At 62.9% G+C, this 21,065-nt stretch carries 18 protein-coding genes and 1 pseudogene; 12 read left to right on the top strand and 7 right to left on the bottom strand.

The features are described 5' to 3' along the window. Window positions 1-38: 38 nt before the first annotated feature. Entirely contained in the window at window positions 39-1,079 is a 1,041-nt protein-coding gene (locus AC5XE7_RS04165; protein WP_495364934.1) for a phosphotransferase family protein, read from the bottom strand. Between AC5XE7_RS04165 and AC5XE7_RS04160 the strand changes: the two genes are divergently transcribed. From AC5XE7_RS04160 to AC5XE7_RS04150, 3 genes are read left to right on the top strand one after another with little or no spacing between them, the layout of a single operon-like run. Continuing rightward, complete coding sequence (locus AC5XE7_RS04160) at window positions 1,042-1,980, top strand: enoyl-CoA hydratase/isomerase family protein (protein WP_495364932.1); 939 nt, start codon at window positions 1,042-1,044, stop codon at window positions 1,978-1,980. The genes AC5XE7_RS04165 and AC5XE7_RS04160 overlap by 38 nt on opposite strands. A gap of 1 nt (window position 1,981) precedes the next feature. Beyond that, the gene (locus AC5XE7_RS04155; RefSeq protein ID WP_495364931.1) at window positions 1,982-2,776 is read left to right on the top strand and encodes an enoyl-CoA hydratase/isomerase family protein; all 795 of its coding nucleotides are present in this window, start codon (window positions 1,982-1,984) and stop codon (window positions 2,774-2,776) included. Then, on the top strand, window positions 2,674-3,753 hold the full coding sequence (locus AC5XE7_RS04150; RefSeq protein ID WP_495364930.1) for an NADPH:quinone oxidoreductase family protein: 1,080 nt from the start codon (window positions 2,674-2,676) through the stop codon (window positions 3,751-3,753). The genes AC5XE7_RS04155 and AC5XE7_RS04150 overlap by 103 nt, the downstream gene beginning before the upstream one ends. A 4-nt stretch (window positions 3,754-3,757) precedes the next feature. On the opposite strand, the pseudogene AC5XE7_RS04145 reads toward AC5XE7_RS04150, so the two are convergent. Continuing rightward, window positions 3,758-4,889 (bottom strand): annotated as a pseudogene (locus AC5XE7_RS04145) (Bcr/CflA family efflux MFS transporter). A gap of 158 nt (window positions 4,890-5,047) precedes the next feature. On the opposite strand from AC5XE7_RS04145, the gene AC5XE7_RS04140 reads away from it, so the two are divergent. Then, window positions 5,048-6,112 carry an ABC transporter substrate-binding protein gene (locus AC5XE7_RS04140; protein WP_495364929.1) on the top strand — a complete coding sequence of 355 codons (1,065 nt, stop codon included), beginning with the start codon at window positions 5,048-5,050 and terminating at the stop codon, window positions 6,110-6,112. A gap of 279 nt (window positions 6,113-6,391) precedes the next feature. Here the strand turns inward: AC5XE7_RS04140 and AC5XE7_RS04135 are convergent, their stop codons facing one another. From AC5XE7_RS04135 to AC5XE7_RS04125, 3 genes are read right to left on the bottom strand one after another with little or no spacing between them, the layout of a single operon-like run. After that, window positions 6,392-7,417 carry a phosphotransferase family protein gene (locus AC5XE7_RS04135; RefSeq protein WP_495364928.1) on the bottom strand — a complete coding sequence of 342 codons (1,026 nt, stop codon included), beginning with the start codon at window positions 7,415-7,417 and terminating at the stop codon, window positions 6,392-6,394. Between the two features lie 45 nt (window positions 7,418-7,462). After that, entirely contained in the window at window positions 7,463-8,668 is a 1,206-nt protein-coding gene (locus tag AC5XE7_RS04130; protein WP_495364927.1) for an acyl-CoA dehydrogenase family protein, read from the bottom strand. Window positions 8,669-8,679: 11 nt separating this feature from the next. Beyond that, window positions 8,680-9,432 (bottom strand): SDR family NAD(P)-dependent oxidoreductase, encoded by a 753-nt coding sequence (locus AC5XE7_RS04125; RefSeq protein ID WP_495364926.1) that lies wholly within the window; start codon window positions 9,430-9,432, stop codon window positions 8,680-8,682. A 122-nt stretch (window positions 9,433-9,554) separates the two neighbouring features. On the opposite strand from AC5XE7_RS04125, the gene AC5XE7_RS04120 reads away from it, so the two are divergent. Next, window positions 9,555-10,256 (top strand): TetR/AcrR family transcriptional regulator, encoded by a 702-nt coding sequence (locus AC5XE7_RS04120; RefSeq protein ID WP_495364924.1) that lies wholly within the window; start codon window positions 9,555-9,557, stop codon window positions 10,254-10,256. A 154-nt stretch (window positions 10,257-10,410) separates the two neighbouring features. Here AC5XE7_RS04120 and AC5XE7_RS04115 read toward each other — a convergent pair whose 3' ends face one another. After that, entirely contained in the window at window positions 10,411-11,109 is a 699-nt protein-coding gene (locus AC5XE7_RS04115; RefSeq protein WP_495364923.1) for an IS6 family transposase, read from the bottom strand. An 80-nt stretch (window positions 11,110-11,189) separates the two neighbouring features. Between AC5XE7_RS04115 and AC5XE7_RS04110 the strand changes: the two genes are divergently transcribed. The 3 genes from AC5XE7_RS04110 to AC5XE7_RS04100 all read left to right on the top strand — a co-directional run bounded on the left by AC5XE7_RS04110 (window position 11,190) and on the right by AC5XE7_RS04100 (window position 13,830). Beyond that, window positions 11,190-11,369: a hypothetical protein gene (locus tag AC5XE7_RS04110; protein WP_495364922.1), complete on the top strand. Its 180-nt coding sequence runs from the start codon at window positions 11,190-11,192 to the stop codon at window positions 11,367-11,369. Window positions 11,370-11,945: 576 nt separating this feature from the next. After that, window positions 11,946-12,236 (top strand): recombinase family protein, encoded by a 291-nt coding sequence (locus AC5XE7_RS04105; protein WP_495364921.1) that lies wholly within the window; start codon window positions 11,946-11,948, stop codon window positions 12,234-12,236. Window positions 12,237-12,399: 163 nt separating this feature from the next. Then, window positions 12,400-13,830 carry a site-specific integrase gene (locus AC5XE7_RS04100; RefSeq protein WP_495364919.1) on the top strand — a complete coding sequence of 477 codons (1,431 nt, stop codon included), beginning with the start codon at window positions 12,400-12,402 and terminating at the stop codon, window positions 13,828-13,830. Window positions 13,831-14,420: 590 nt separating this feature from the next. On the opposite strand, the gene AC5XE7_RS04095 is transcribed toward AC5XE7_RS04100, so the two are convergent. Continuing rightward, window positions 14,421-15,323, bottom strand: a complete 903-nt coding sequence (locus AC5XE7_RS04095; RefSeq protein WP_495364918.1) for a LysR family transcriptional regulator — start codon at window positions 15,321-15,323, stop codon at window positions 14,421-14,423. Between the two features lie 109 nt (window positions 15,324-15,432). Between AC5XE7_RS04095 and hglS the strand changes: the two genes are divergently transcribed. Genes hglS through AC5XE7_RS04075 form a run of 4 tightly spaced genes read left to right on the top strand, consistent with a single transcriptional unit; the run spans window position 15,433 to window position 21,052 of the window. Further along, the gene (gene hglS / locus AC5XE7_RS04090) at window positions 15,433-16,836 is read left to right on the top strand and encodes a 2-oxoadipate dioxygenase/decarboxylase HglS (RefSeq protein ID WP_495364917.1); all 1,404 of its coding nucleotides are present in this window, start codon (window positions 15,433-15,435) and stop codon (window positions 16,834-16,836) included. 8 nt (window positions 16,837-16,844) lie between these two features. Beyond that, a complete protein-coding gene (locus tag AC5XE7_RS04085) occupies window positions 16,845-18,263 on the top strand; it encodes an FAD-binding oxidoreductase (RefSeq protein WP_495364916.1) in 1,419 nt (472 codons plus the stop codon). A 26-nt stretch (window positions 18,264-18,289) separates the two neighbouring features. After that, window positions 18,290-19,810, top strand: a complete 1,521-nt coding sequence (gene amaB, locus AC5XE7_RS04080; RefSeq protein WP_495364915.1) for an L-piperidine-6-carboxylate dehydrogenase — start codon at window positions 18,290-18,292, stop codon at window positions 19,808-19,810. Between the two features lie 6 nt (window positions 19,811-19,816). Then, window positions 19,817-21,052 (top strand): pyridoxal phosphate-dependent aminotransferase, encoded by a 1,236-nt coding sequence (locus AC5XE7_RS04075; protein WP_495364914.1) that lies wholly within the window; start codon window positions 19,817-19,819, stop codon window positions 21,050-21,052. Window positions 21,053-21,065: the final 13 nt, after the last annotated feature.

Below are 21,065 nucleotides of genomic sequence, written 5' to 3'. Positions count from 1 at the left end.
CGCTTCACGGGCTCTGCTGCTCTCCTGTCGGCAGCCCGCTATCCGCCCAGCAGACGCAGCGCCGCCGCCGCGCGCAGCGACACAAGCCGCCCCCGTTTCAGCGCGGCAGGTGTCGTCGCATTGCCGTCAAGTGCGCGCTTGTAGACGCCCTGGCTGATTGAGGCGATCTTGAACAGCGACAAGGCGAGATAAAATGGCCAGTCGACCACACGAGGCAACCCCGCCTCCTCGCAATATGTTGCGATCACTTCCTCTTCGTCAGGTATGTCGAGCGCCCGATAGTCCGCGCCCTCAAAACCGATCGGGGCTTCGTCCAGATGGTAACACAGGCAGAAATAGGCAAGATCGCACAGCGGGTGTCCGAGCGTCGACAGCTCCCAGTCGAGAACAGCCACGATTTCGGGCTCTTGCGGATGATAGATCAGATTGCCGAGGCGGTAGTCGCCATGTGCAATGGCGGTGCGGTCGTCGGAAGGCCGGTAACGGTCCAGTGCGGCAATCAGGTTCTCCACCTCGGGGATATCATCAGTTTGCGCGAGACGATATTGCCGGGTCCAGCGATCGAATTGCCGCCGCGCATAGCCGCCATGACGGCCGAAATCTCCAAGCCCGACAGCCTCCGGGTCTACGCGATGAAGCCGCGCCAGCACCCGCACCGCCGACATATAAGCTGCGTTGCGCTCAGCAGGAAGCAAACCCGGCAAGGTGGGCTGGTCGAAAACGCGTCCCGCCACTCGCTCCATTACATAGAAGGGTTGCCCAAGCGGGTTCTCGTCAATGAAGAACAGCGCTCTGGGAACCGGTACGGCGGACCCCTGCAGGGCATTGAGAACACGATATTCGCGATCCACCTGATGAGCCGATTGCAGCAGCGTCCCGGCCGGCTTCTTGCGCATCACGAGATCGCGCCAGCCGGAAGAGGTTTCCACCCGCAGTGCATAGGTAGGGTTTGAAAACCCACCCGGGTACTGGCGCAATTCCATACGCCCCGTTGCTTCCGGAATCCGTTCGGCGAGTATCCCTGCCAGCACGGTTTCATCGATGCGATTTTGCGGCAAAACCTCTATCGTATCATTCATTGCAGCCTCCACTTGCAGCGCCAAGCTTAGCAGGCCGGCGAAGTCGCTTGCAATTAAAATAACAATCGTTAGTTATTTTATAAACCGAAACCGGGAGCTTTTCATGACTGAAAGCGTTTTGCTGGAAAGACAAAACGGCGTCGCCACCGTCACCCTCAACCGCCCCGCCGCGCTCAATGCCATGGATGTTCCCATGGCCGAAAGGCTGATCGAAGTCCTGCAGGAGATCGAACGCGATTCGAGCCTGCGCGCCGTGATCCTGACCGGCGCGGGCCGCGCCTTTCTTGCCGGCGGCGACATTAACACGATGGTCGGCTTGTCACACGAGCCTCCTGCTGTCCGCCAGCGCGCCTTCGAAGGGATCGTGCGCGCCTTCAATCCGATCGCCCTCCTGCTCAGGCGGCTTCCGCAACCCGTGATCGCACGGGTGAATGGCGCGGCAGCCGGGTTCGGTCTCACCCTCGTCATGGCTTGTGATCTTGCGATCGCGTCGCAGGACGCGAATTTTTCTCTGGCCTATGCCCGCATCGGAACAACGCCGGATGGGGGTGCAAGCTGGTTCCTGCCACGTGCCGTTGGTGCGAAGCGGGCCGCCGAGCTTGCGCTGTTCGGCGATCGCATCGACGCGTCCGAAGCGCTGGCGCTCGGCCTCGTAAACCACGTCGTGCCCGCACAGGAATTGGAACAGGCGGTCGATGCCATGGCACAGCGTCTGGCTGAAGGGCCCACCATTGCACATACAGGGATCAAACGTCTGCTAAACGCATCGGAAACCAACGCGCTGGAAAGCCAACTCGAAGCCGAAACGTCGAGCTTCGCGCGTTGTGCCGCCACTTCCGACTTCGCCGAGGCCGTGCAGGCTTTCATGACGAAGCGCCAACCTGAATTCAAAGGGCAATGACATGAACCTCACTGCCCTTCGCTATACTGTCGAAAACCATGTCGCGACCGTCACGATCGACCGGCCACAGGTCCGCAATGCGCTGAACCGGGCGGCTTTCAACGAGCTGGCGGACGTATTTCGTCATATCCAGAACGATGACGAGGTACGTTGCGTGATCCTGACCGGAACCGACCCGGCATTTTGCGCCGGCGAGGACATCAAGGAAATCATGGGCGGTCCCGAGCGCGCCGCCAGCATCGCGCGGTTGACGCATGTGACCCCGACGGTGCAGCCCACTGCGGCTGCAATTCTCGATTGCGACCGGCCCGTCATTGTCGCGGTCAACGGTCTTGCCGTGGGTTGGGGCATGGACCTGGCGCTGTTTGGGGACATGATCATTGCGTCGGAGCATGCCCGCTTCGGATCGATGTTCGTCAAGCGTGGCATCGTGCCCGACCTCGGCGGGATCTGGCGGCTTCCCCGCCTGGTTGGCCCCCAGCATGCCGCTCGCCTTCTCTATGCCACCGACCTGATCGACGCCCGGGAGGCCGGCGCGATCGGCCTGACCATGGAAACGGTCGCGCATGACCTCCTGCTTGAGCGGGCCGGCGAACTGGCCAGGGCAATCGCGGCAAACCCGCCACTGGCCGTCCGCCATATCAAGGCCGGCATGAAGAGCGGCTACTGGGGGGACTATCGCGATATGGGAGAATGGGTCTGCCACGCGATGGGCCTTTTGTTTCAGACCGAGGATCACCGGGAAGGCGTTCAGAGTTTTCTGGAAAAACGCCCGCCTGTCTACCGTGGACGCTGATGACTTATCGCGCAGCACTATGCCGGGCCCCTGGCCAGCCGCTGGAGATCGGCATCGTCCGGCGGCAGCCGCTGGCGGCCGGGCAAGTTCGTCTTCGCCTGCACTGGGCGGCAGTAAATTTTCCGGACGTCCTCATGGTTCGCGGCGAGTACCAGAACAAGCCGCCGCTGCCTTTCACTCCCGGGCTGGAAGGTTCCGGCGAGATCATCGAAATCGGCGAAGGGGTCGCAGGCCTGCGGACCGGCCAGCATGTGCTGGCGCATACCGGTAATGGATTGATGGCGGAGGAAGCGGTGCTCGATTGCGAGGCCGTTCATGTTTTGCCTGACGGCGTTACCCTGCGTGAGGCAGCAGCTTTCCCGGTAGCATACGGCACCAGCTACTACGCTCTCACCGATCGGGGAAACCTGAAAGAAGGAGAGTGTCTGGCGGTGCTGGGCGCCGGGGGCGGGGTCGGGCTCGCCGCCGTCGAGATTGGGCGCATGCTGGGGGCGCATGTCATTGCCGCAGCCGGATCGGAGGAAAAGCTTGCGCTGGCGCGTGCTGCCGGCGCTGTGGAACTGATCGATTATCGCATCACCGATCTGAAGATGCGGCTGCGAGAGATCACGGGGAAGCGTGGTGTCGACGTTGTCTACGATCCGGTCGGCGGCGACGCCACCGAAGCCGCGTTGCGTGCGCTTGCCTGGAACGGCCGGCTGCTGATCGTTGGCTTCACGGCCGGAACCATTCCCCGACTTCCTGCCAATCTGCCCTTGCTGCGTAATGCCGATGTAAAGGGAGTGCTGTGGGGCGGCTACACCCGGCGCGATCCGGAAGGCAAGCGGCGGGCGATGGAGCACCTGCTGAGTTTCTGGCAGCAGGGAAAACTGGCGCCGCGCATCAGCGCCGAATATCCATTTGAGGAAGCCGGTCAGGCGATTGCCGATCTTGCGGCGCGCAAGATCGCCGGCAAGGCGGTTGTTCGTATGACCTGACAGTTCATGTCATGCGGGCGGCAATCCTCAACCACAGTACCAGCCCAGCCCCGGCCAGAAAAGGCATGATAACACGGATCGCGGTCAGAGCATCCGGCAGCAGCAGCGCGGCTGCCGTCGATCCCAGCAAGCCACCTCCCATCTGCATGAAACCGATCAGAGCTGCGGCTGCGCCGGCCATATGCGCAAAGTCCTCCATGGCCATCATCATGACCGCAGGCATCACCAGCGCCACCCCGAAACTCCACAGCCCAGCCGGAAGCATGACGCTGACGACGCCGGCAGGCATGATCGACAGGCCGATGCCGTAAAATGCGCCTGCCAGCAGGATGAATCCCATGCCTATGCTAATCGAGGCGCGCAATTCGACACGGCGCATCAACCAGCTGTTGGCAAGTGCACCCGAGACGGAGCTGGCAACGGAAACGAGGAATGCCATACCAAACTGGACTGGCGACAGACCGACCATGTCGATCAGCACGAATGCCAGAAGCATGGAGACAGCATAATAGCCCCCGACCGTGCAGGCCAGGAGCAACCCCGCCCGGCGAAAGTCTCTTGCACCAAGCATAACAGCATAGTTGCGCAACGCATTCGCCGGCGTGGCGGCAGAGCGTTGGGGATTATGATTGGTCTGGACCAGAAGCGTTGACAGCATGATGACCGCGCCCACCCCGATGAGAAGCATAGCAACAAAGACCCCGCGCCATCCGAACGCCACAAGCAGCACCCGCCAATGTCGGCGCTATCGCTGGCCCCGCTCCCAGGGTGATGCTTATCAGATTCAGAATGCGTGCGGCTTCGCGGCCCGCAAACTGGTCCCTCACGATAGCCCGCGAAATCCCGATACCGGCCGTCACGCCAACGCCCTGCAATGCGCACGCGACGAGCAGCCATTCCACATTGGGCGCCATAACCCCCAACAACCCGCCCAGGGCATAGATCGAGAAGAAGCAGATCGCGACAGGACGGCGGCCGAACCCATCCGACAAGGGGCCGCAAATGAGCTGAGCGCAAGCGAAGCCGAGAAAATAGATGCTAACCGTCAACTGGATAAGCGCCGGCGACGTTGCGAAGGTGGCGGCAAGTTCGGGCAAGGCGGGGGTGTAGATGGCAAGGCTGAACGGCCCCAGCATAACGATGCCCGCGCCGATCAGGGCGGACATCGAACCGCGTATGATGCTCCTTCGGTTCCGGGACCGCAGCCCTGCAGAACGTCATTACTGCGTGACAAATTTTCTACCGTATGTTAGTTATTATATAGGTCAAGCTTGGCAATCCAAGGGAGCTATCTGTGAAATGGAAATTCCTTGCAGCCATCGCAGCTGCGGTCGCGTCTCCGGTTTCAGCGCAGAACCTTGAGAAAATTACATTGGGCTATGCAGCGGCCATAGGTCCCCAATACAGCGCGATCTTCTATGGCGAGCAGCTTGGGTTCTTCGCTGATGCCGGCCTTGACCCGGAATTCATCATCTTCCAGGGAACGCCCGTCGTCGCCGCGCAGGTGTCCAACGGTTCGATTACCTTCGGTGCGGGCGCCGAGCCTTCCCTGCTGCTTATCAGCGCTTCGAAGGGAACTCCCCTCGACGTCAGGTTCGTCTACAATCTCATGCGGTCGACCGTTTACAATTTCGCTGTCACGGCCAACAGCCCTATCCAGTCGATCGCAGACATGAAGGGCAAACGGATCGGCGTGCATTCGCTGGCTTCCGGCAATCTTCCTCTCACCCGCTCCGCCCTGAGAACAGCCGGCATAGATCCCGACAGCGAGATCACCTTCGTGCCGGTTGGAACCGGCCCCGCTGCCTGGAAACAGCTGACCGACGGAAATGTGGACGCACTCAACATGTGGCTGTCGGAAAATGCGAAAATGACAGCAGGCGGCATAGATATCCGTCAGATCGACCTGCCCGAGCTTTACCGGCCGATATTTACCGGCTCGTTTCTGGCAAAAGACACGATGATTGCCGAAAATCCCGATCTCATCCGGCGTTTCGGGAAGGCACTGGCCCAGTCCACAGTCGCATGCCGTGCCAATCATGAAGATTGCGTCAGAGCGTTCTGGAACTACGATCCGACGGCCAGGCCAACCGCGGAGAATGAGGCGGAATGGGTGAAAAACTCATTGGCCTCTCTGAAATCTTCGGAAGACTCCTTCTACTATTTTCCCGATGGCCGGGAAACATGGGGGAGCTTCACGCCCGGCGCGCTTGACGTGTACGTCAAGGCCCTTCACGAAACCGGATTGATTGAATCGACCGATTTCGATGCAAATCAGATATTCACCAATGCCTTCGCGGAGGCCTACAGCGACTTCGATCCGGCGGAAGTCGTAAAGCGTGCGACCGCCGGAAACTGATGCCGCGAAAGAGGGATGGGTTCTTAGCTTCATGGCTGCTGACGGCACGTTTCTGCGATGCCGGATCTTTTTGCCATCGCCCTCCGGAGGAAACGGCATTCAATAACCTCGCCTGGCCAGCGCATAATTTTCAACCCCGGCAGAAGTCACCGGTCGCGCGCGACCAGGCATGGCAGGTGCGGGCTCGGTGTGGCGGGCGCTGCAACCGGGGGCAGCCTCAGTCCCGAACAGCTCTGGGACTGGGCTGGACCGGGCAAGGGTCCCGGAACGCTCAGCGAGCTATGCCCTCTGCTGTTCTATTGCCTGCCATGCCCGCCCGGCGAACCGGACGGCCAAAGGGCCTATCCTCGCCGCTTCGTCTGACGCGGCGTTTCCGGCGCGCGCCCTGTCGGCAATCCCTACGAAGATGACCGCGAACCGGAACAGCGCGAATGCAACATGGAACGGCTCCAGCGCCGCCGTCGGCACAGAGCTTTCGTAATAACGGGCGACGAATTCGGGTTCCACCGGCAGCCCGAGCGCGCTGACATCGAGGCCAAGGATGCCGCCATATTCATCCGGCGCGGTCCGCCATGGCATGCAGCAGAAGCCGAGATCGGCCAGCGGGTGGCCGAGCGTCGACAATTCCCAGTCGAGGATAGCAACAACCTCCGGCCGTGTTGGATGGAACAGCATGTTGCCCAGACGGAAATCGCCATGCGCGATCGCGACGCGGCCGTCATCCTCCGGCTGGTTGTCACGCAGCCAGTCGATGACCCGATCAAGAGCGGCAATGCGTTCGCCGGGCGATTCCTCATATTGGCGCGACCAGCGCGCGATCTGGCGGGCGAAATAATTGCCGGGACGGCCATAGTCGCCAAGGCCGATTTCGTCCGGCCGCACGGCATGCAGGCGCGCCATGGCGTCGGCCATGGCCATATAGATATCCCGGCGCTGCGATTGCGACACCTGAGGCAGCGCGCAATCATGAAAGACGCGGCCCTCGACCCTCCGCATCAGATAAAAGGGCGTCCCGACAGTCGAGCTGTCCTCACATAGCAGCAACGCCTCGGGCACGGGCACGTCGGTCTCAGCCAGCGCCTTCAGAACGCGAAACTCGCGTTCGATGGCATGCGCACCGGGCAGAATGACACCGGCAGGCTTCTTGCGCAGCACCATCCTTTGGCTTCCGTGGTCAACGAAGAAGGTCGGGTTGGACTGTCCGCCGCCGATGCGCTCGATCGCCATTTCCCCCGGCCCGAACCGGGCATCGAGGAATGCCTTCAAAACCGGTGGCGAAAATTCCCGGATTTCATGCCCGCCCATCTTTCACTCCTCCTGCCTGCTATCCGTCGTCAGACCACCCGCTCCTCACCCGGCGACCTGCCATTTCCAGAAATCATCGCCGTCGGCTTCAAGATTGCGGTTCAGAACCATTTGGTGGACCTCGTCGGCGCCGTCGACCAGTCGTGCCTGCCGCGCATAGCGGTAAATCCACTCCAGAACGGTGTCCTTCGAATAGCCCCGCGCGCCATTTATCTGGATGGCAACATCGGCGGCCTGATGCAAAAGATTAGCCACATGCACCTTGGCCATCGACACTTCCTTGCGGGCATACGAGCCGCGATCGAGTTCCCAGGCCGCTTTCATTACGAGCAGCCGCCCGATCTCGATCTTCATGGCAAGATCGCCCAGCATCATCTGAATTGACTCACGCTTTGAAAGCTGCTGGCCAAAGGAGAAGCGCTCCGCAGCGTAGATGCGGGCGATTTCCACGCAGCGCTTGGAAAGGCCCAGCCAGCGCATGCAATGGGTCAGCCGCGCCGGACCAAGCCGCATCTGCGTCAGCTTCAGTCCGTCGCCCTCCCCGAGCAGGAGGTTTTCGGCCGGAACTTCCATGTCCTCGAAGATCAGCTCGCAGTGGCCGCCATGCTCTTCCGGCCCCATGATCCCGATGCGGCGCTCGATGCGCCAGCCAGGCTGGTTACGGTCAAACATGAAAGCCGACAACCCCTTGCGCGGGTCGTCGGAAGTCCGCGCCATCAGAATAAGATGCTGCGCCTCCCCGGCCCCGGTGATGAACCATTTGCGGCCCCGGATTACATAATGGTCGCCCTTGCGCGTCGCGGTGGTCTGCATCATCGACGGGTCTGAACCGCTGCCGGGACTCGGCTCCGTCATGGCGAAGGCCGAGCGTACCTTGCCGTCGACGATCGGCTGCAGCCAGCGCTCTTTCTGCGCCGGCGACGCCACCATTTCCAGCACCATCATGTTCCCGTCGTCCGGCGCGGCCGAATTGAAGATGACGGGGCCGAAAATCGAGCGGTTCATCGCCTCGTAGCACACCGCCATGCCCACCTTGCCCAGCCCCTGGCCGCCGCTCTCTTCTTTCAGTTGCAGGCACCATAAGCCCTGAGCCCGCGCCTCCTCCCGCAGTTTGCCGGCAAGGTCGAGACGAATGTTTTCATGCGCGTCATAGCTGGCGGGATCGGCTTCGAGCGGAAGGATGCGATCCTCGACGAAGCGGGTGATACGGTTGCGATAATCTTCGATACGCGGCGAAATGGTGAAATCCATGTCTGAATCTCTTAGAGCGATGAAACGAGATGGCCGCCATCGACGGCGAGCGAGGCGCCGGTGATGTAGCGGCCGGCATCTGAAGCCAGCAGCAACAATGCACCGTCGAGTTCTTCCGGCCTGCCAAGACGGCGCTGCGGAATACGGCGGATCAGCGCCAGTCCGGCCTCGCTGGCGAAGAAGTCCTGATTGAGATCGGTCTCGATATAACCGGGGCACAGCGCATTGACGCGAACATCATGGCGCGCCCATTCCAGTGCCAGCGCCCGTGTCAGATGCACAAGCCCCGCCTTGGATGCGGCATAAGCCGAGATATTCCCGGCGACGCGATGGCCAAGGATCGAGGCGATATTGACGATCGCGCCCCCCTTGCCGGCCGCGCGCATCGCCGAAGCGGCAGCACGCGCCACCAGAAAAGCGCCACGCAGATTTGTGTCCAGCACGCTGTCCCATGCGGCAGCGTCGATATCGAACGCAGGAGCCGTGCCGCTGATACCGGCGTTGTTGACGATGATATCGGGCGAAACCGCAAATCCGCTAAAGGCGGCGGCGATGGAAGCCTCATCGCCAACATCAAGGACGACCGCTTCGGCTTTACCGCCGGTGGCGTGGATTTCGGCGCAGGCCTCCTCCAGCGCCTCGCGACGGCGCGCGGCCAGAAGAACCGTTGCGCCCTCAGCCGCAAGCATGGCTGCGAAATGCCTTCCAAGGCCGGAAGACGCACCAGTGACCAGAGCTGTCTTGCCGTCAAGTCTGATATCCATTACCCCTCCAGTAAAACGAGCGCTCGCTCGATTTATTGGAGTTAACCACTTGGATGTCAACTGGCATAAACACTGACGATGGCGAATCCGCCGATCCACGGGACGACAGAGAGGAGCGGGCGATGAATGTGCAGGCAACGCTGAAGGAACTTGGCGACTTCTCGATGGAGGCCCTGTGCGCGACGATGCTGGCGGAGCACCGCGACACCATCAAGGTTCAGAAGCCGCATGTTGCGGTGGCCAAGTTGACCCGCATCGTCGACACGATTCTGAAACTGTCCAACAAGCAGGGCTTTCATGCCACGTCGCTGCGCGAGATTTCGGCCGTCTCGGGTGTCAGCATGGGCGGACTTTACGCCTATTTCGACAGCAAGGACACGCTGCTCCTGATGATACTCGGGCAGGTGTCGCAGACAATCACGCAGGTGCTGGCGGCCGCGCCGCAGGAATTGCACGCCGATCCGGTGGCGCATCTGCGCTGGCTCGTGGCGAACCACATTGCCCTGACCGAAGCGATGCTGCCCTGGTTTGTCTTTGCCTTCATGGAGGCGAAATCGTTTCCGCCTGCCGGACGCCGCGCAGCAGTCGCGAGCGAAGAGGCAACAGAGGCGCTCTTCACTGCCGTGCTGGAGGAAGGCATGCATACCGGCCGCTTCCGCATCGAGGATCCAGCCTTCGCCGCCGCGCTCATCAAGCCGTTACTGCAGGACTGGTACGTCAAGCGTGCCAAGTGGCGCCGCCGGGGCATCAGCGACCACGTCTATGCCGCACGCATCCAGACCTTCATCGAACAGGCGCTCATGGTGAATGATCCGGGAAGATAAGCCGTTTCGGCTTCCCTGACATCAAAACCCGCCTGTTCGCCACACCCTCCGCTCCTGGCGGGAAGAACCGTCAGATTGGCACCGGCACAGGATGCAACGCTGCCGGCTATGCGGTTCTGTCGCAAACTCGTCTTCGGGACGAAAGAATGGCATGCTATGCAGCGAGGATCTCGAACTGCTTGGTGAGTGACGGCGATGGATTGCAGGCGAACATCGCCTGTCGTTTCCCCATCATATGAACCATCTCGATACCGGCGAGGATCGTCGCGGCGCAGCTCATCGATTTGAAGCCCAGCAAAGGTCGGATTCGTCGCTTGATACGCCGGTGATCCTGCTCGATCCGATTGTTCAGATACGGGCTTTGGCGAATACGGATGGGCTTGAGATTCCGTCGCCAGGGATCGCGCAAGCGGCTTTCGTCGTCGCAGGCAACGATTGCCTCCCGGTTGGTTTGACTTCCATCCATGACGATGCGTTCCGGTCGCCCGTAACGTTTGATCGCCTTACGGATAAAGCGCTTGGCAGCCAGAAGATCACGGTTCTCGCTGAAGAAGAACTCGACCGTGTCGTCCACACTGTCGATGGCGCGATAGAGATACATCCAGCGACCGCGAACCTTGATGTAGGTCTCGTCGACATGCCATTTGCCGGTGGCGGCACGCTTTCGTCGGTTAAAACGCGCGAGCAGCAGCGGCGCAAAGTGAACGACCCAGCGATGCACAGTGGAATGGTCGAAGCGAATGCGGCGTTCGGCCATCATCTCTTCCAGGTCACGCAGGCTGAGATTGTACGCAAGACACCAGCGGACGCACAGCAGGATCACCGAAGGGTCGAAATGACGGCCCGAAAACATGAAGCGCTCCTGATCATGAGGAGCGACATCCCTACGCCAGTCTTCCTGGACCCGAGTTTGCGACAGAACCCCGCGGGCTCATGGCCAACGGCGTCACCGTGGTGCTGCTGGACGCGGAGCCGCCGCCCGGCCTGTCCGGCGCACTTGCCGGTGCGACGGCGCATGCGGTCGTGCTCACCGGCGTGACCGGTGAAAATGTGGACATCCTGGCCGTGATGGAGCACAATCTGGGAAATCTGACAGCTGCATTCCACCCATAGAGACGCCACAGCCAGACCAGCGCTGTCAGGCGAACGGGTAGCGCAACCCTGGCAGGGGCGGACACCCGTACCATGGTGCGCACCGCGCCAATTGGTGGACATGGCAACCGGGAAGATCGCGACACACCTTAAGGAGCAGGCGGATGACCAGTCGCGCCGCCGCACGCCCTTCGCCAGCATGAACGGACCTTCAGGCTCCCGCTGCTGGCGGCGGCAAAAGCGCGGCTCACCCAACTCCCCAGTGCCTGAGGCGGCAAGGCCCGGTCGCTCGCGATAGGGCCCCTGCCCGATATCCGTGTGAATGGCCTTCTTGCCGGCTTCCGACCACGTCGCCCGCCCCCATCCAGCGCAGCAGGCCGTCATAGCCGCACAAAACATGGATGCCGGCATCCATGAGTTCCGCGATGCGGATCAGGCGCGTAATTTCGGACAACGCCATCATCCCCGGCCGCCGCCTCAGTCTGCACACCCCCTCCGACGTGTCCCGATACGATCGGCAAGCCTGCTCACGCCGTCAAATCTTCCGACATCAAGGGCACGGGCAGCATCCTCCCCGCGCAGCGCGGGTAAGCGGGCATGGGGCGCGGCAACGGCATCCTCATCGACAGACCGGGCCGGCGCTTCGGGGAGGTGGCACTCCTGCGTCGTCTGCCTCCCGCCGATACCTCGACCGCCTCCGGCAGGGCGCTCTTCGACATGCCCGGCGTCTTCGCGGAGTTCAAAACCGACCTGCGCGCGAACGGCAGGCTGAAGGCATCGCCACCGGCAATTCCCGACACCTTTTTTCCCGGTTTTCCTTCGTTCGGTGAGAACACTTTTCTCAAATTACCGGCCTGTAAACGCACACTCCGTCTCTTAGACATATAGAAGGATAATGTTGCCTTATCGTTCATTGTGCTGCAGGATGCCCAATCGGCGCTCCCGGCGGGCAAAAGCGCGAAAATGCGGGCTTGCCAGCCGCAGCGCGACGCAGGAAACACGTTGGCGGGACGGATTCGCCTTTTCGCCACGTCATGGAGCTCGAATCGCAATGCCTGACACCGATCTGCCCGACATCGTCGATCTGGTCCGCACCATGGGGTCCGGCGCGGAAAGCGCGGCTGAAGAGGGTGTCTCCGCCGAACAGGAGCAGGATATGGCGCGAAATTCTGCTGCCCTGCATGACGACGACGCGGCAGACGGCGTTTCCGCCGAGCAGGTGAGCACGGCAGCAGAAAACCGGCAACAGGAGCAGGCGGGCGGCCATTCAGGGGAGGATCGGGCCCGTCCGGGTGCGGACCGTCTGGGTGGGGACAGTCCGGGTATAGCCAGTCCGGGGCGCGCCGGTCTGGGTGGGGCCGGTCTGGATCACGCCGATTTGGAACATGATCGTCCCGATCAAGGCGGTCAGGCGCGGGCCGGCACGCCTTCCGTGCCGGAAATGCAGGGTGCCGGGGCCGCGCTGCCTGCGCATCTGCAAAACCTGGCCGAGCGTGCGCGTCATTATGTGGATGCCGCCGCCTCGCCCAATACGCGCCGGGCGTACGCCGCCGACTGGGCGCATTTTACCAGCTGGTGCCGGCGTCAGGGGCTTGCCTCCATGCCGCCCGATCCGCAGATCGTCGGCCTCTACGTCACCGCCCTGGCCGCGGGAACCGCAGATGATGCGCCCGGCCGGCCGGCCAAACGCGCGGCGGCCAGAAAGCCGCATGCCGTTTCCACCATCGAGCGGCGCCTGTCGGCGCTGGCATGGAACTATGCGCAGCGCGGCCTCATCCTCGACCGCAAGGACCGGCACATTGCCACCGTCATGGCCGGCATCCGCAACCGCCACGCCGCCCCTCCCCGCCAGAAGGAAGCGATCCTGCCGGAGGATCTGATCGCCATGCTGGAAACGCTCGATCGCGGCACCCTGCGCGGCCTGCGCGACCGGGCCATGCTGCTGCTTGGCTTTGCCGGCGCCCTGCGCCGCTCCGAGATCGTCGGGCTCGACTGCGGCCGCGACCAGACCGAGGACGGACGCGGCTGGATCGAGGTGCTGGACGGCGGAGTGCTCATCACCCTGCGTGGCAAGACCGGCTGGCGCGAGGTCGAGATCGGGCGCGGTTCCGCCGATGCCACCTGCCCCGTCGTTGCCCTGCAGACCTGGCTGAACCTCGCCCGCATCGCCCACGGCCCCCTGTTTCGCCGGGTCACCGGACAGGGCAAGAAGGTCGGCCCCGGCCGTCTCAACGATCAGGAGGTGGCCCGTCTGGTCAAGCGCGCCGCACTTGCCGCCGGGGTCCGCGGCGATCTCTCCGAAAAGGACCGCCCTGCCCTGTTCGCCGGACACTCCCTCAGAGCAGGCCTCGCCTCGTCGGCCGAAGCCGAAGAGCGGCATCTGCAAAAGCAGCTCGGCCACGCCTCCGCCGAGATGACCCGCAAATATCAGCGCCGCCGCGACCGTTTCCGCATCAACCTCACAAAGGCGGCGGGCCTTTAAGGCGGTTTCGGCAGAACGTCCCCGCCGTTTTCACCGGCAATTGCACCGGAACTGGAAACACCCGCCGCCATTTCGCAATCCCCGTACAGGCGCGGATGCTGTGAACGGATTTGCAGACTGATGGTTCGCATCCCGCACGGGGATGCCGCTGGCGTCAACGCAGGCGCGGACGAAACCACCTCCTGAAAGCCCGGTCCTGCAATCGACGGGTTTCCCGCAGGCCCCTCCCCCAGCCGAAGAAGAAAACGCCCTCTTGTCCCGTCGCGACAGAAATCCGGCTTCCCGGATACAAATGCAGTTCCCGGAAACCACGCGGAAAATTCTCACGGCCAGCCGCAGGCCCCCTTATGCGGAAACAAGCCGGCATCCGATATGGCGGGCGAACTGCGGACCGTGAAGCGGCCCGTTCTTTGGGTGGCCTATGCAACGACGGCCGCGACGACCGCCGCCAATATGGACACGTTCATCCATAAGCATGTTCCAGTCTGGCGGAATCGCCTGACGCGCATGAAGGCGGTCCGGAAAACAACTCCAATAGCGGCGGCAACGCGCGTCCGAGCGCCTGCTGCTCCATGTCGGAACCAGAAAATTCAGCCCAGTCCGCCGGCGACCTGCGTCAGCAGCCATTCCTGAAACAGCTGGCCCCATGTGCTGTTGCGCTTGCCGTCGGGCAGAACGACATAATAGCTGTTGTCGGTCGGCATCGGGGCTTCATCCAGAAGCCGCAGCGTGCCGCTCGCAAGCTCGCCCTCGATCAGATATTTCGGCAAAAGCGCAACCCCCATGCCGGCCAGCGCGCCTTCGATGATCATGCTGAACTGATCAAAGCGGCTGCCCCTGTAGGCCACCTCGTCGCTCAGCCCGTTGCGCTGGCACCATTCCGACCACAGTTTCGGGCGTGTGGCGAGATGCAGGAGCGGCTGGCCGATGATATCGCCGACAGCGTCAAGGCCGGCCTTACCGATCAGCGCCGGGCTCGCCACCGGATAGATCATCTCGCTGCACAGATAGGTGCAGCTCGCATGCGCCCAGATCGGCTGGCCGTAATGGATCGCCAGATCGAAACTTTCCGCGGTGAGGTCGAAGGGCTGCGAGCGTGAGGCCACGTCCACGATCACGCCGGGGTTCCTCTCCATGAAATCGGGCAGGCGCGGCATCAGCCAGCGGCTTCCGAAGGTCGGCAGGGTGGCGACCGTCAGCACCTTTCCGGCCGATGCTGCTCTGGCGCGCAGCATCATGTGCTCGGCCTGCTGCAGCAGCTGGCGCACTTCCGGCTGCAATTGGTGGCCGGCCGCCGTCAGCACCACCCGCTTGCGGATCCGCTCGAACAGGGCAACGCCGAGCTGGTCTTCCAGCAGCTTGATCTGCCGGCTCACCGCGCTCTGCGTCAGGCTCAGCTCCGCTGCCGCCTTGGTGAAATTTCCATGGCGGGCGGCGGCCTCGAACGACTGCAGCACGATCAGGTCCGGCATCAATGTACGGCTGGCGTTCATTCCGCTATCGCATCAAAACAGTTCGAACAGTCATTGGAACGGTTGGTTCGGCTGCAATATGATCTGAAAACTGCATGATTGATAGTCTCAGCCTGGATTTTGCACCGCCATGAACGCGCATCTGGTCTCCCCCGACGACATCCGCTCCGCCTTCTCCGCCGCCATGTCGGCCATGTATCGCGACGAGGTGCCGGCCTATGGCACGCTGATGACGCTGGTGGGCAAGGTCAATGAGGAGACGCTCGGCAACGATCCGCAGCTGAAACAGCGGCTGGCGGCGACGGATTCGCTGGAGCGCATTTCCGAAGAGCGCCATGGCGCGATCCGCCTCGGCACTCGCCATGAGCTTGCCATGATGCGCCGCGCCTTCGCCGTCATGGGCATGGTTCCGGTCGGCTATTATGATCTGTCGACAGCGGGCGTTCCGGTGCATTCCACCGCCTTTCGTCCGGTCGAAGATGGGAGCCTGAAGCGCAATCCCTTCCGCGTTTTCACCTCGCTGCTGCGGCTCGATCTCATCGCCGACGAGACGCTGCGCGGCGAGGCGGCGAAGGTTCTCGCCGGCCGCAACATCTTCACCGAAGGCGCGGTGGCGCTGATCGGGAAGGCCGAGCGCAATGGCGGGCTTGAACGCGATGACGCCGCACATTTCGTCACCGAAGTGCTGGAAACCTTCCGCTGGCACGACAAGGCCATCGTCGATGCCGGGATGTACAGGCGCCTGCATGACGCCCACCGGCTTATCGCCGACGTGGTCTCGTTCCGTGGTCCGCACATCAACCACCTCACCCCGCGCACGCTCGACATCGACCGGGTTCAGAAGCTGATGCCCGAGCATGGCATCGCGCCGAAGGCCGTGGTGGAAGGCCCCCCTACCCGCGCCTGCCCGATCCTGCTGCGCCAGACTTCGTTCAAGGCGCTTGAGGAGGCGGTTTCCTTTCAGGACACGGGTGGGGCGTGGCAGGCCGGTTCCCACACCGCCCGCTTCGGCGAGATCGAGCAGCGCGGCGTGGCGCTGACGCCAAAAGGCCGCGCGCTCTACGACAAGCTGCTGGGCGACACACGCGCGCGGGTTCGCCCAGCCGCCGATGGCTCCAACGCGGCAGAGTACGAAGCCGCACTTGCCGATGTGTTCACGGCTTTCCCCGACGACTGGAACGGCATCCGCAAGGCCGGGCTCGGCTATTTCCGCTACAGCCTGACCGAAACCGGCAAGGCTGCAGCCACGAGTGCCACCATGGGGGTCGATCTGGAAACGGCGATCGCGCAAGGCCTGGTGCAGTTCGATCCCATCGTCTACGAGGATTTCCTGCCCGTCAGCGCGGCCGGCATTTTCCAGTCCAATCTTGGTGACGACGCCGCGCAGGAGTTTACCGCCAGCCCCAACCAGATCATGTTCGAGCGCGATCTCGGCGCTTCCGTGCTGGACGAATTCGCCCATTATGCTGAAATCGAGCGGGCTTCCATCGAAAACTGTCTTGCCGTGGTCACTCTGGCGCAGGCAGCGGAATAAGGCTTTTCATGATCAGTGAAGATCATATCGGCGCACTGCGGAAGATCCTTGGGCCAAAGGGGCTTCTCAGCGGCTGCGATGACATGTCGGGTTATGAGACCGGGGCGCGCTACGATCAGGGGCGCGCCGCTTTCGTTGCCCGCCCGGCCACCACTCGGGAGGTCTCGGCCGTCGTTTCCCATTGCGTGCGCCATGGCCTGACGCTGATTGCGCAATCGGGCAATACCGGCCTCGTTTCCGGCTCGACCCCGGACGGCACCGGCACGCAGGGTATTCTCAGCCTCGACCGGCTCACCGGCATCTGCGATCTCGACAGGCTGAACCGCACCGTTCATGCCGGCGCGGGCCTGCGTCTCTCCGATCTCAACGGCAGGCTGGAGGATGAAGGGCTGTTCTTTCCCATCGATCTCGGCGCCGATCCGCGCCTTGGCGGCATGATCGCCACCAACACCGGCGGCTCGCGCTTCCTGCGCTATGGCGATGTGCGCCGCAACACGCTGGGCCTGAAGGTGGTGCTGGCCGACGAACAGGGCACGGTGCTCGATCTGTGCAGCGGCCTGCGCAAGAACAACACCGGCATCGACTGGAAGCAGCTTTTCATCGGCACCTCCGGCAGCTTCGGAGTGATCACCGAATGCGTGCTGAATGTGGAGCCGCTGCCGCGCCAGTCGGCGACCGCGCTGCTGGTTCCCGCCTCGCCCGCCCATGTTCCGGCCCTGCTTCTGGCCATGGAAGATGCGCTGGGCGCCGGCCTTTCCGCCTTCGAGGGCATGTCGGGCAATGCCATCCGCGCCGCGCTCGATCATGTGCCGTCGCTGCGCAATCCGTTTCAGGCCGGCGTCGTTCCCGATTTCGTCATCCTTGCCGAAATTTCGCGCACCAATGCGCCGCGCCAGGGCGAACAGGGGCTGCAATCGGTGCTTGAGGATGTGCTGGGCCTGATCTGGGAAGGCGAAGACGGGTTGCTGGAAGACGCTTTCGTCGGCCCCACCCATGAAATGTGGGCGCTTCGCCACGCGCTTTCGGAAGGCGTGCGCCACGCGGGGCGGTTGATAGCCTTCGATCTGTCGTTCCGGCGCGGTGACGTGATGCGCTTCCTCGCCTATATGAAGCAGGAACTGCCGCAGCACTTTACCGGCATCACCATCTGCGATTTCGGCCATATCGGCGATGGCGGCGTGCATTTCAATCTGGTGGTGGCAAAGGACGATCCGCGCCTTGCCGACCCCGCTTTCGAGCCGGCGCTGCGGGAATTCGTGTTCCGCGTCGCCGTGGAGGAGTTTGACGGCAGTTTCAGCGCCGAACATGCGCTCGGGCGCAAGAACCAGGCGGTTTACGACCGCTATACGCCGGCCGGAGTGCGCAGGCTTGCCGCCGCGCTCAAGGCCAACATTTCGCCGGGCCCCCTCGGGGCCGCAACTTTCTGACCAGTCACGACAACGGAGATCGCATCATGACAGTCGACGTCAAACAGGAAACCGCAACCATTCTCGACAAGCTGGGCGTTGCCCGCGCGGCATGGGAAGGTGGCAACATGGCTTCCTTCAGCCCGGTCAGCGGCGAGCAGATCGGCGCGCTGAAGACCGTTTCGGCAGCAGAGGCCGCCGCGGCCATCGATGCTGCGCATGAAGCCTTCAGGGCATGGCGTCTGGTGCCTGCTCCGCGCCGCGGCGAGCTGGTGCGTCTTCTGGGCGAAGAACTGCGCGCCGCCAAGGCCGATCTCGGCCGTCTCGTCTCGATCGAGGCCGGCAAGATCACCTCCGAAGGCCTCGGCGAAGTGCAGGAAATGATCGACATCTGCGATTTCGCCGTCGGTCTGTCGCGCCAGCTCTACGGCCTGACCATCGCTACGGAACGCCCCGGCCACCGCATGATGGAAACCTGGCACCCGCTGGGCGTCGTCGGCATCATCTCGGCCTTCAACTTCCCCGTCGCCGTGTGGTCGTGGAATGCGGCCCTTGCGCTGGTCGCCGGCGATTCCATCGTCTGGAAGCCTTCGGAAAAGACGCCGCTGACCGCACTTGCCTGTCAGGCGATCCTTGAGCGCGCGCTGGCCCGCTTCGGCGATGCCCCCGCCAATCTCAGCACCGTGCTGATCGGCGACCGCACCATCGGCGAAGCGCTGGTCGACAATGCAAAAGTGGCGCTGGTTTCGGCTACGGGCTCGACCCGCATGGGCCGCGAAGTCGGCCCGCGCCTTGCGAAGCGCTTCGCCCGCTCGATCCTCGAACTCGGCGGCAACAATGCCGGCATCGTCTGCCCCTCGGCCGATCTCGACATGGCGCTGCGCGCGATTGCCTTCGGCGCCATGGGCACCGCCGGCCAGCGCTGCACCACGCTGCGCCGCCTGTTCGTGCATGAAAGCGTCTACAACCAGCTCGTGCCGCGCCTGAAGAAGGCCTACACCAGCGTTTCCGTCGGCAATCCGCTGGAAACCTCGGCCCTCGTCGGCCCGCTGGTCGACAAGCAGGCCTTTGACGCCATGGAAAAGGCGCTGACCGCGGCGAAGGCCGAGGGCGGCATCGTCACCGGCGGCGAACGCGTTCCCGAAGCCGGCAAAGACACGGCCTATTACGTGAAGCCCGCAATCGTCGAAATGCCGAAGCAGGCCGGCCCGGTTCTGGAAGAAACTTTTGTGCCGATCCTCTACGTCATGAAGTATTCCGACTTCGACGCCGTGCTGGACGATCACAACGCCGTTGCTGCCGGCCTGTCCTCATCGATCTTCACGCTCAACGTGCAGGAAGCCGAGCGCTTCCTTGGCGCCGATGGCTCCGACTGCGGCATCGCCAACGTCAATATCGGCACCTCCGGCGCTGAAATCGGCGGCGCGTTCGGCGGCGAGAAGGAAACCGGCGGCGGACGCGAAAGCGGTTCCGACGCCTGGAAGGCCTATATGCGCCGCGCCACCAACACGGTGAACTACTCCAAGGCCCTGCCGCTGGCACAGGGCGTGTCCTTCGACATCGAGTAAGCCACCATGAACGCAAGGTCTGACATTGGGGAGGCGGGCTTCCGGCCCGCCTCGCGGATCGCCTCCGTCGGCGTTTCCAAAATCCTGCAGATCGGCGCCCGCGCCGCTGCCATGAAGCGTGAAGGCCTGCCCGTCATCATTCTGGGTGCCGGCGAGCCCGATTTCGACACGCCAGATAACGTAAAGCAGGCCGCGAAGGCGGCCATCGACCGCGGCGACACGAAATATACCGGCCTCGACGGCACGCCGGAGCTGAAAAAGGCCGTGGTGGAGAAATTCCGCCGCGAAAACGGCGTCGATTACGCGCTCGACGAGGTCACGGTGGCGACGGGAGCCAAACAGATCCTGTTCAACGCCTTCATGGCCACCATCGATGCCGGCGATGAGGTGATCATCCCGACACCCTACTGGACCTCCTATTCCGACATCGTGGAGATCTGCGGCGGCGTGCCGGTGCTGATCCCCTGCGACGAGGAAAACGGGTTCCGGCTGCGGGCAGACCAGCTCGAACAGGCCATTACCGCCAAAACCCGCTGGGTGCTGCTCAATTCGCCGTCGAACCCCTCGGGCGCGGCCTACAGCGAAGCGGATTATCGCCCGCTGCTCGACGTTCTGCTGAAGCACCGCCATGTCTGGCTGATGGTCGACGACATGTATGAGCACATCGTCTATGACGGTTTTCGTTTCGTCACGCCGGCCGCACTGGAGCCCGGCCTGAAGGATCGCACGCTCACCATCAACGGCGTGTCCAAGGCCTATGCCATGACCGGCTGGCGCATCGGCTATGCCGGTGGCCCCAAAGTCCTGATCAAGGCGATGGCGGTGATCCAGAGCCAGGCCACCTCCTGCCCCTCTTCCATCGGGCAGGCTGCGGCGGTCGAGGCGCTGAATGGGCCGCAGGATTTTCTGGCTGGCCGGCAGGAAAGCTTCCGCAAGCGTCGCGACATGGTGGTCGCCGGGCTCAACGCCATCGATGGCCTGACCTGCCGCACGCCCGAAGGCGCATTCTACACCTTCGCCAGCTGCGCCGGCATTCTCGGCAAGCGCACGCCGGCCGGGAAAGCGATCGAAACCGACGCCGACTTCACCGATTACCTGCTCGAACAGGCGCATGTGGCGGTGGTGCCGGGCTCGGCCTTCGGCCTTTCGCCCTATTTCCGCATTTCCTACGCCACCGGCGAACAGGAACTTGTCACTGCCCTGCAGCGCATCGCGGACGCCTGCGCAAAGCTGACCGCCTGACAGGGAAGCGGAG

This window comes from Aquamicrobium sp. YD-1-mutant5, from assembly GCF_059509755.1.
Note: the sequence above shows the minus strand (reverse complement) of the source record. Positions and strands in the feature narration are given on the sequence as shown.

Bases quoted from the DNA above. Each gene is read 5' to 3' on its own strand.
- AC5XE7_RS04100 (WP_495364919.1), top strand. From the start codon at position 12,400: ATGCCTGACACCGATCTGCCCGACATCGTCGATCTGGTCCGCACCATG.
- AC5XE7_RS04115 (WP_495364923.1), bottom strand. From the start codon at position 11,109: ATGTTTTCGGGCCGTCATTTCGACCCTTCGGTGATCCTGCTGTGCGTC.
- AC5XE7_RS04165 (WP_495364934.1), bottom strand. From the start codon at position 1,079: ATGAATGATACGATAGAGGTTTTGCCGCAAAATCGCATCGATGAAACC.
- AC5XE7_RS04160 (WP_495364932.1), top strand. From the start codon at position 1,042: ATGCGATTTTGCGGCAAAACCTCTATCGTATCATTCATTGCAGCCTCC.
- AC5XE7_RS04095 (WP_495364918.1), bottom strand. From the start codon at position 15,323: ATGAACGCCAGCCGTACATTGATGCCGGACCTGATCGTGCTGCAGTCG.
- AC5XE7_RS04075 (WP_495364914.1), top strand. From the start codon at position 19,817: ATGAACGCAAGGTCTGACATTGGGGAGGCGGGCTTCCGGCCCGCCTCG.
- AC5XE7_RS04105 (WP_495364921.1), top strand. From the start codon at position 11,946: ATGGGGCGCGGCAACGGCATCCTCATCGACAGACCGGGCCGGCGCTTC.
- AC5XE7_RS04125 (WP_495364926.1), bottom strand. From the start codon at position 9,432: ATGGATATCAGACTTGACGGCAAGACAGCTCTGGTCACTGGTGCGTCT.
- AC5XE7_RS04085 (WP_495364916.1), top strand. From the start codon at position 16,845: ATGATCAGTGAAGATCATATCGGCGCACTGCGGAAGATCCTTGGGCCA.
- AC5XE7_RS04110 (WP_495364922.1), top strand. From the start codon at position 11,190: ATGGCCAACGGCGTCACCGTGGTGCTGCTGGACGCGGAGCCGCCGCCC.
- AC5XE7_RS04120 (WP_495364924.1), top strand. From the start codon at position 9,555: ATGAATGTGCAGGCAACGCTGAAGGAACTTGGCGACTTCTCGATGGAG.
- AC5XE7_RS04150 (WP_495364930.1), top strand. From the start codon at position 2,674: ATGGGTCTGCCACGCGATGGGCCTTTTGTTTCAGACCGAGGATCACCG.
- hglS (WP_495364917.1), top strand. From the start codon at position 15,433: ATGAACGCGCATCTGGTCTCCCCCGACGACATCCGCTCCGCCTTCTCC.
- AC5XE7_RS04155 (WP_495364931.1), top strand. From the start codon at position 1,982: ATGAACCTCACTGCCCTTCGCTATACTGTCGAAAACCATGTCGCGACC.
- AC5XE7_RS04130 (WP_495364927.1), bottom strand. From the start codon at position 8,668: ATGGATTTCACCATTTCGCCGCGTATCGAAGATTATCGCAACCGTATC.
- amaB (WP_495364915.1), top strand. From the start codon at position 18,290: ATGACAGTCGACGTCAAACAGGAAACCGCAACCATTCTCGACAAGCTG.
- AC5XE7_RS04135 (WP_495364928.1), bottom strand. From the start codon at position 7,417: ATGGGCGGGCATGAAATCCGGGAATTTTCGCCACCGGTTTTGAAGGCA.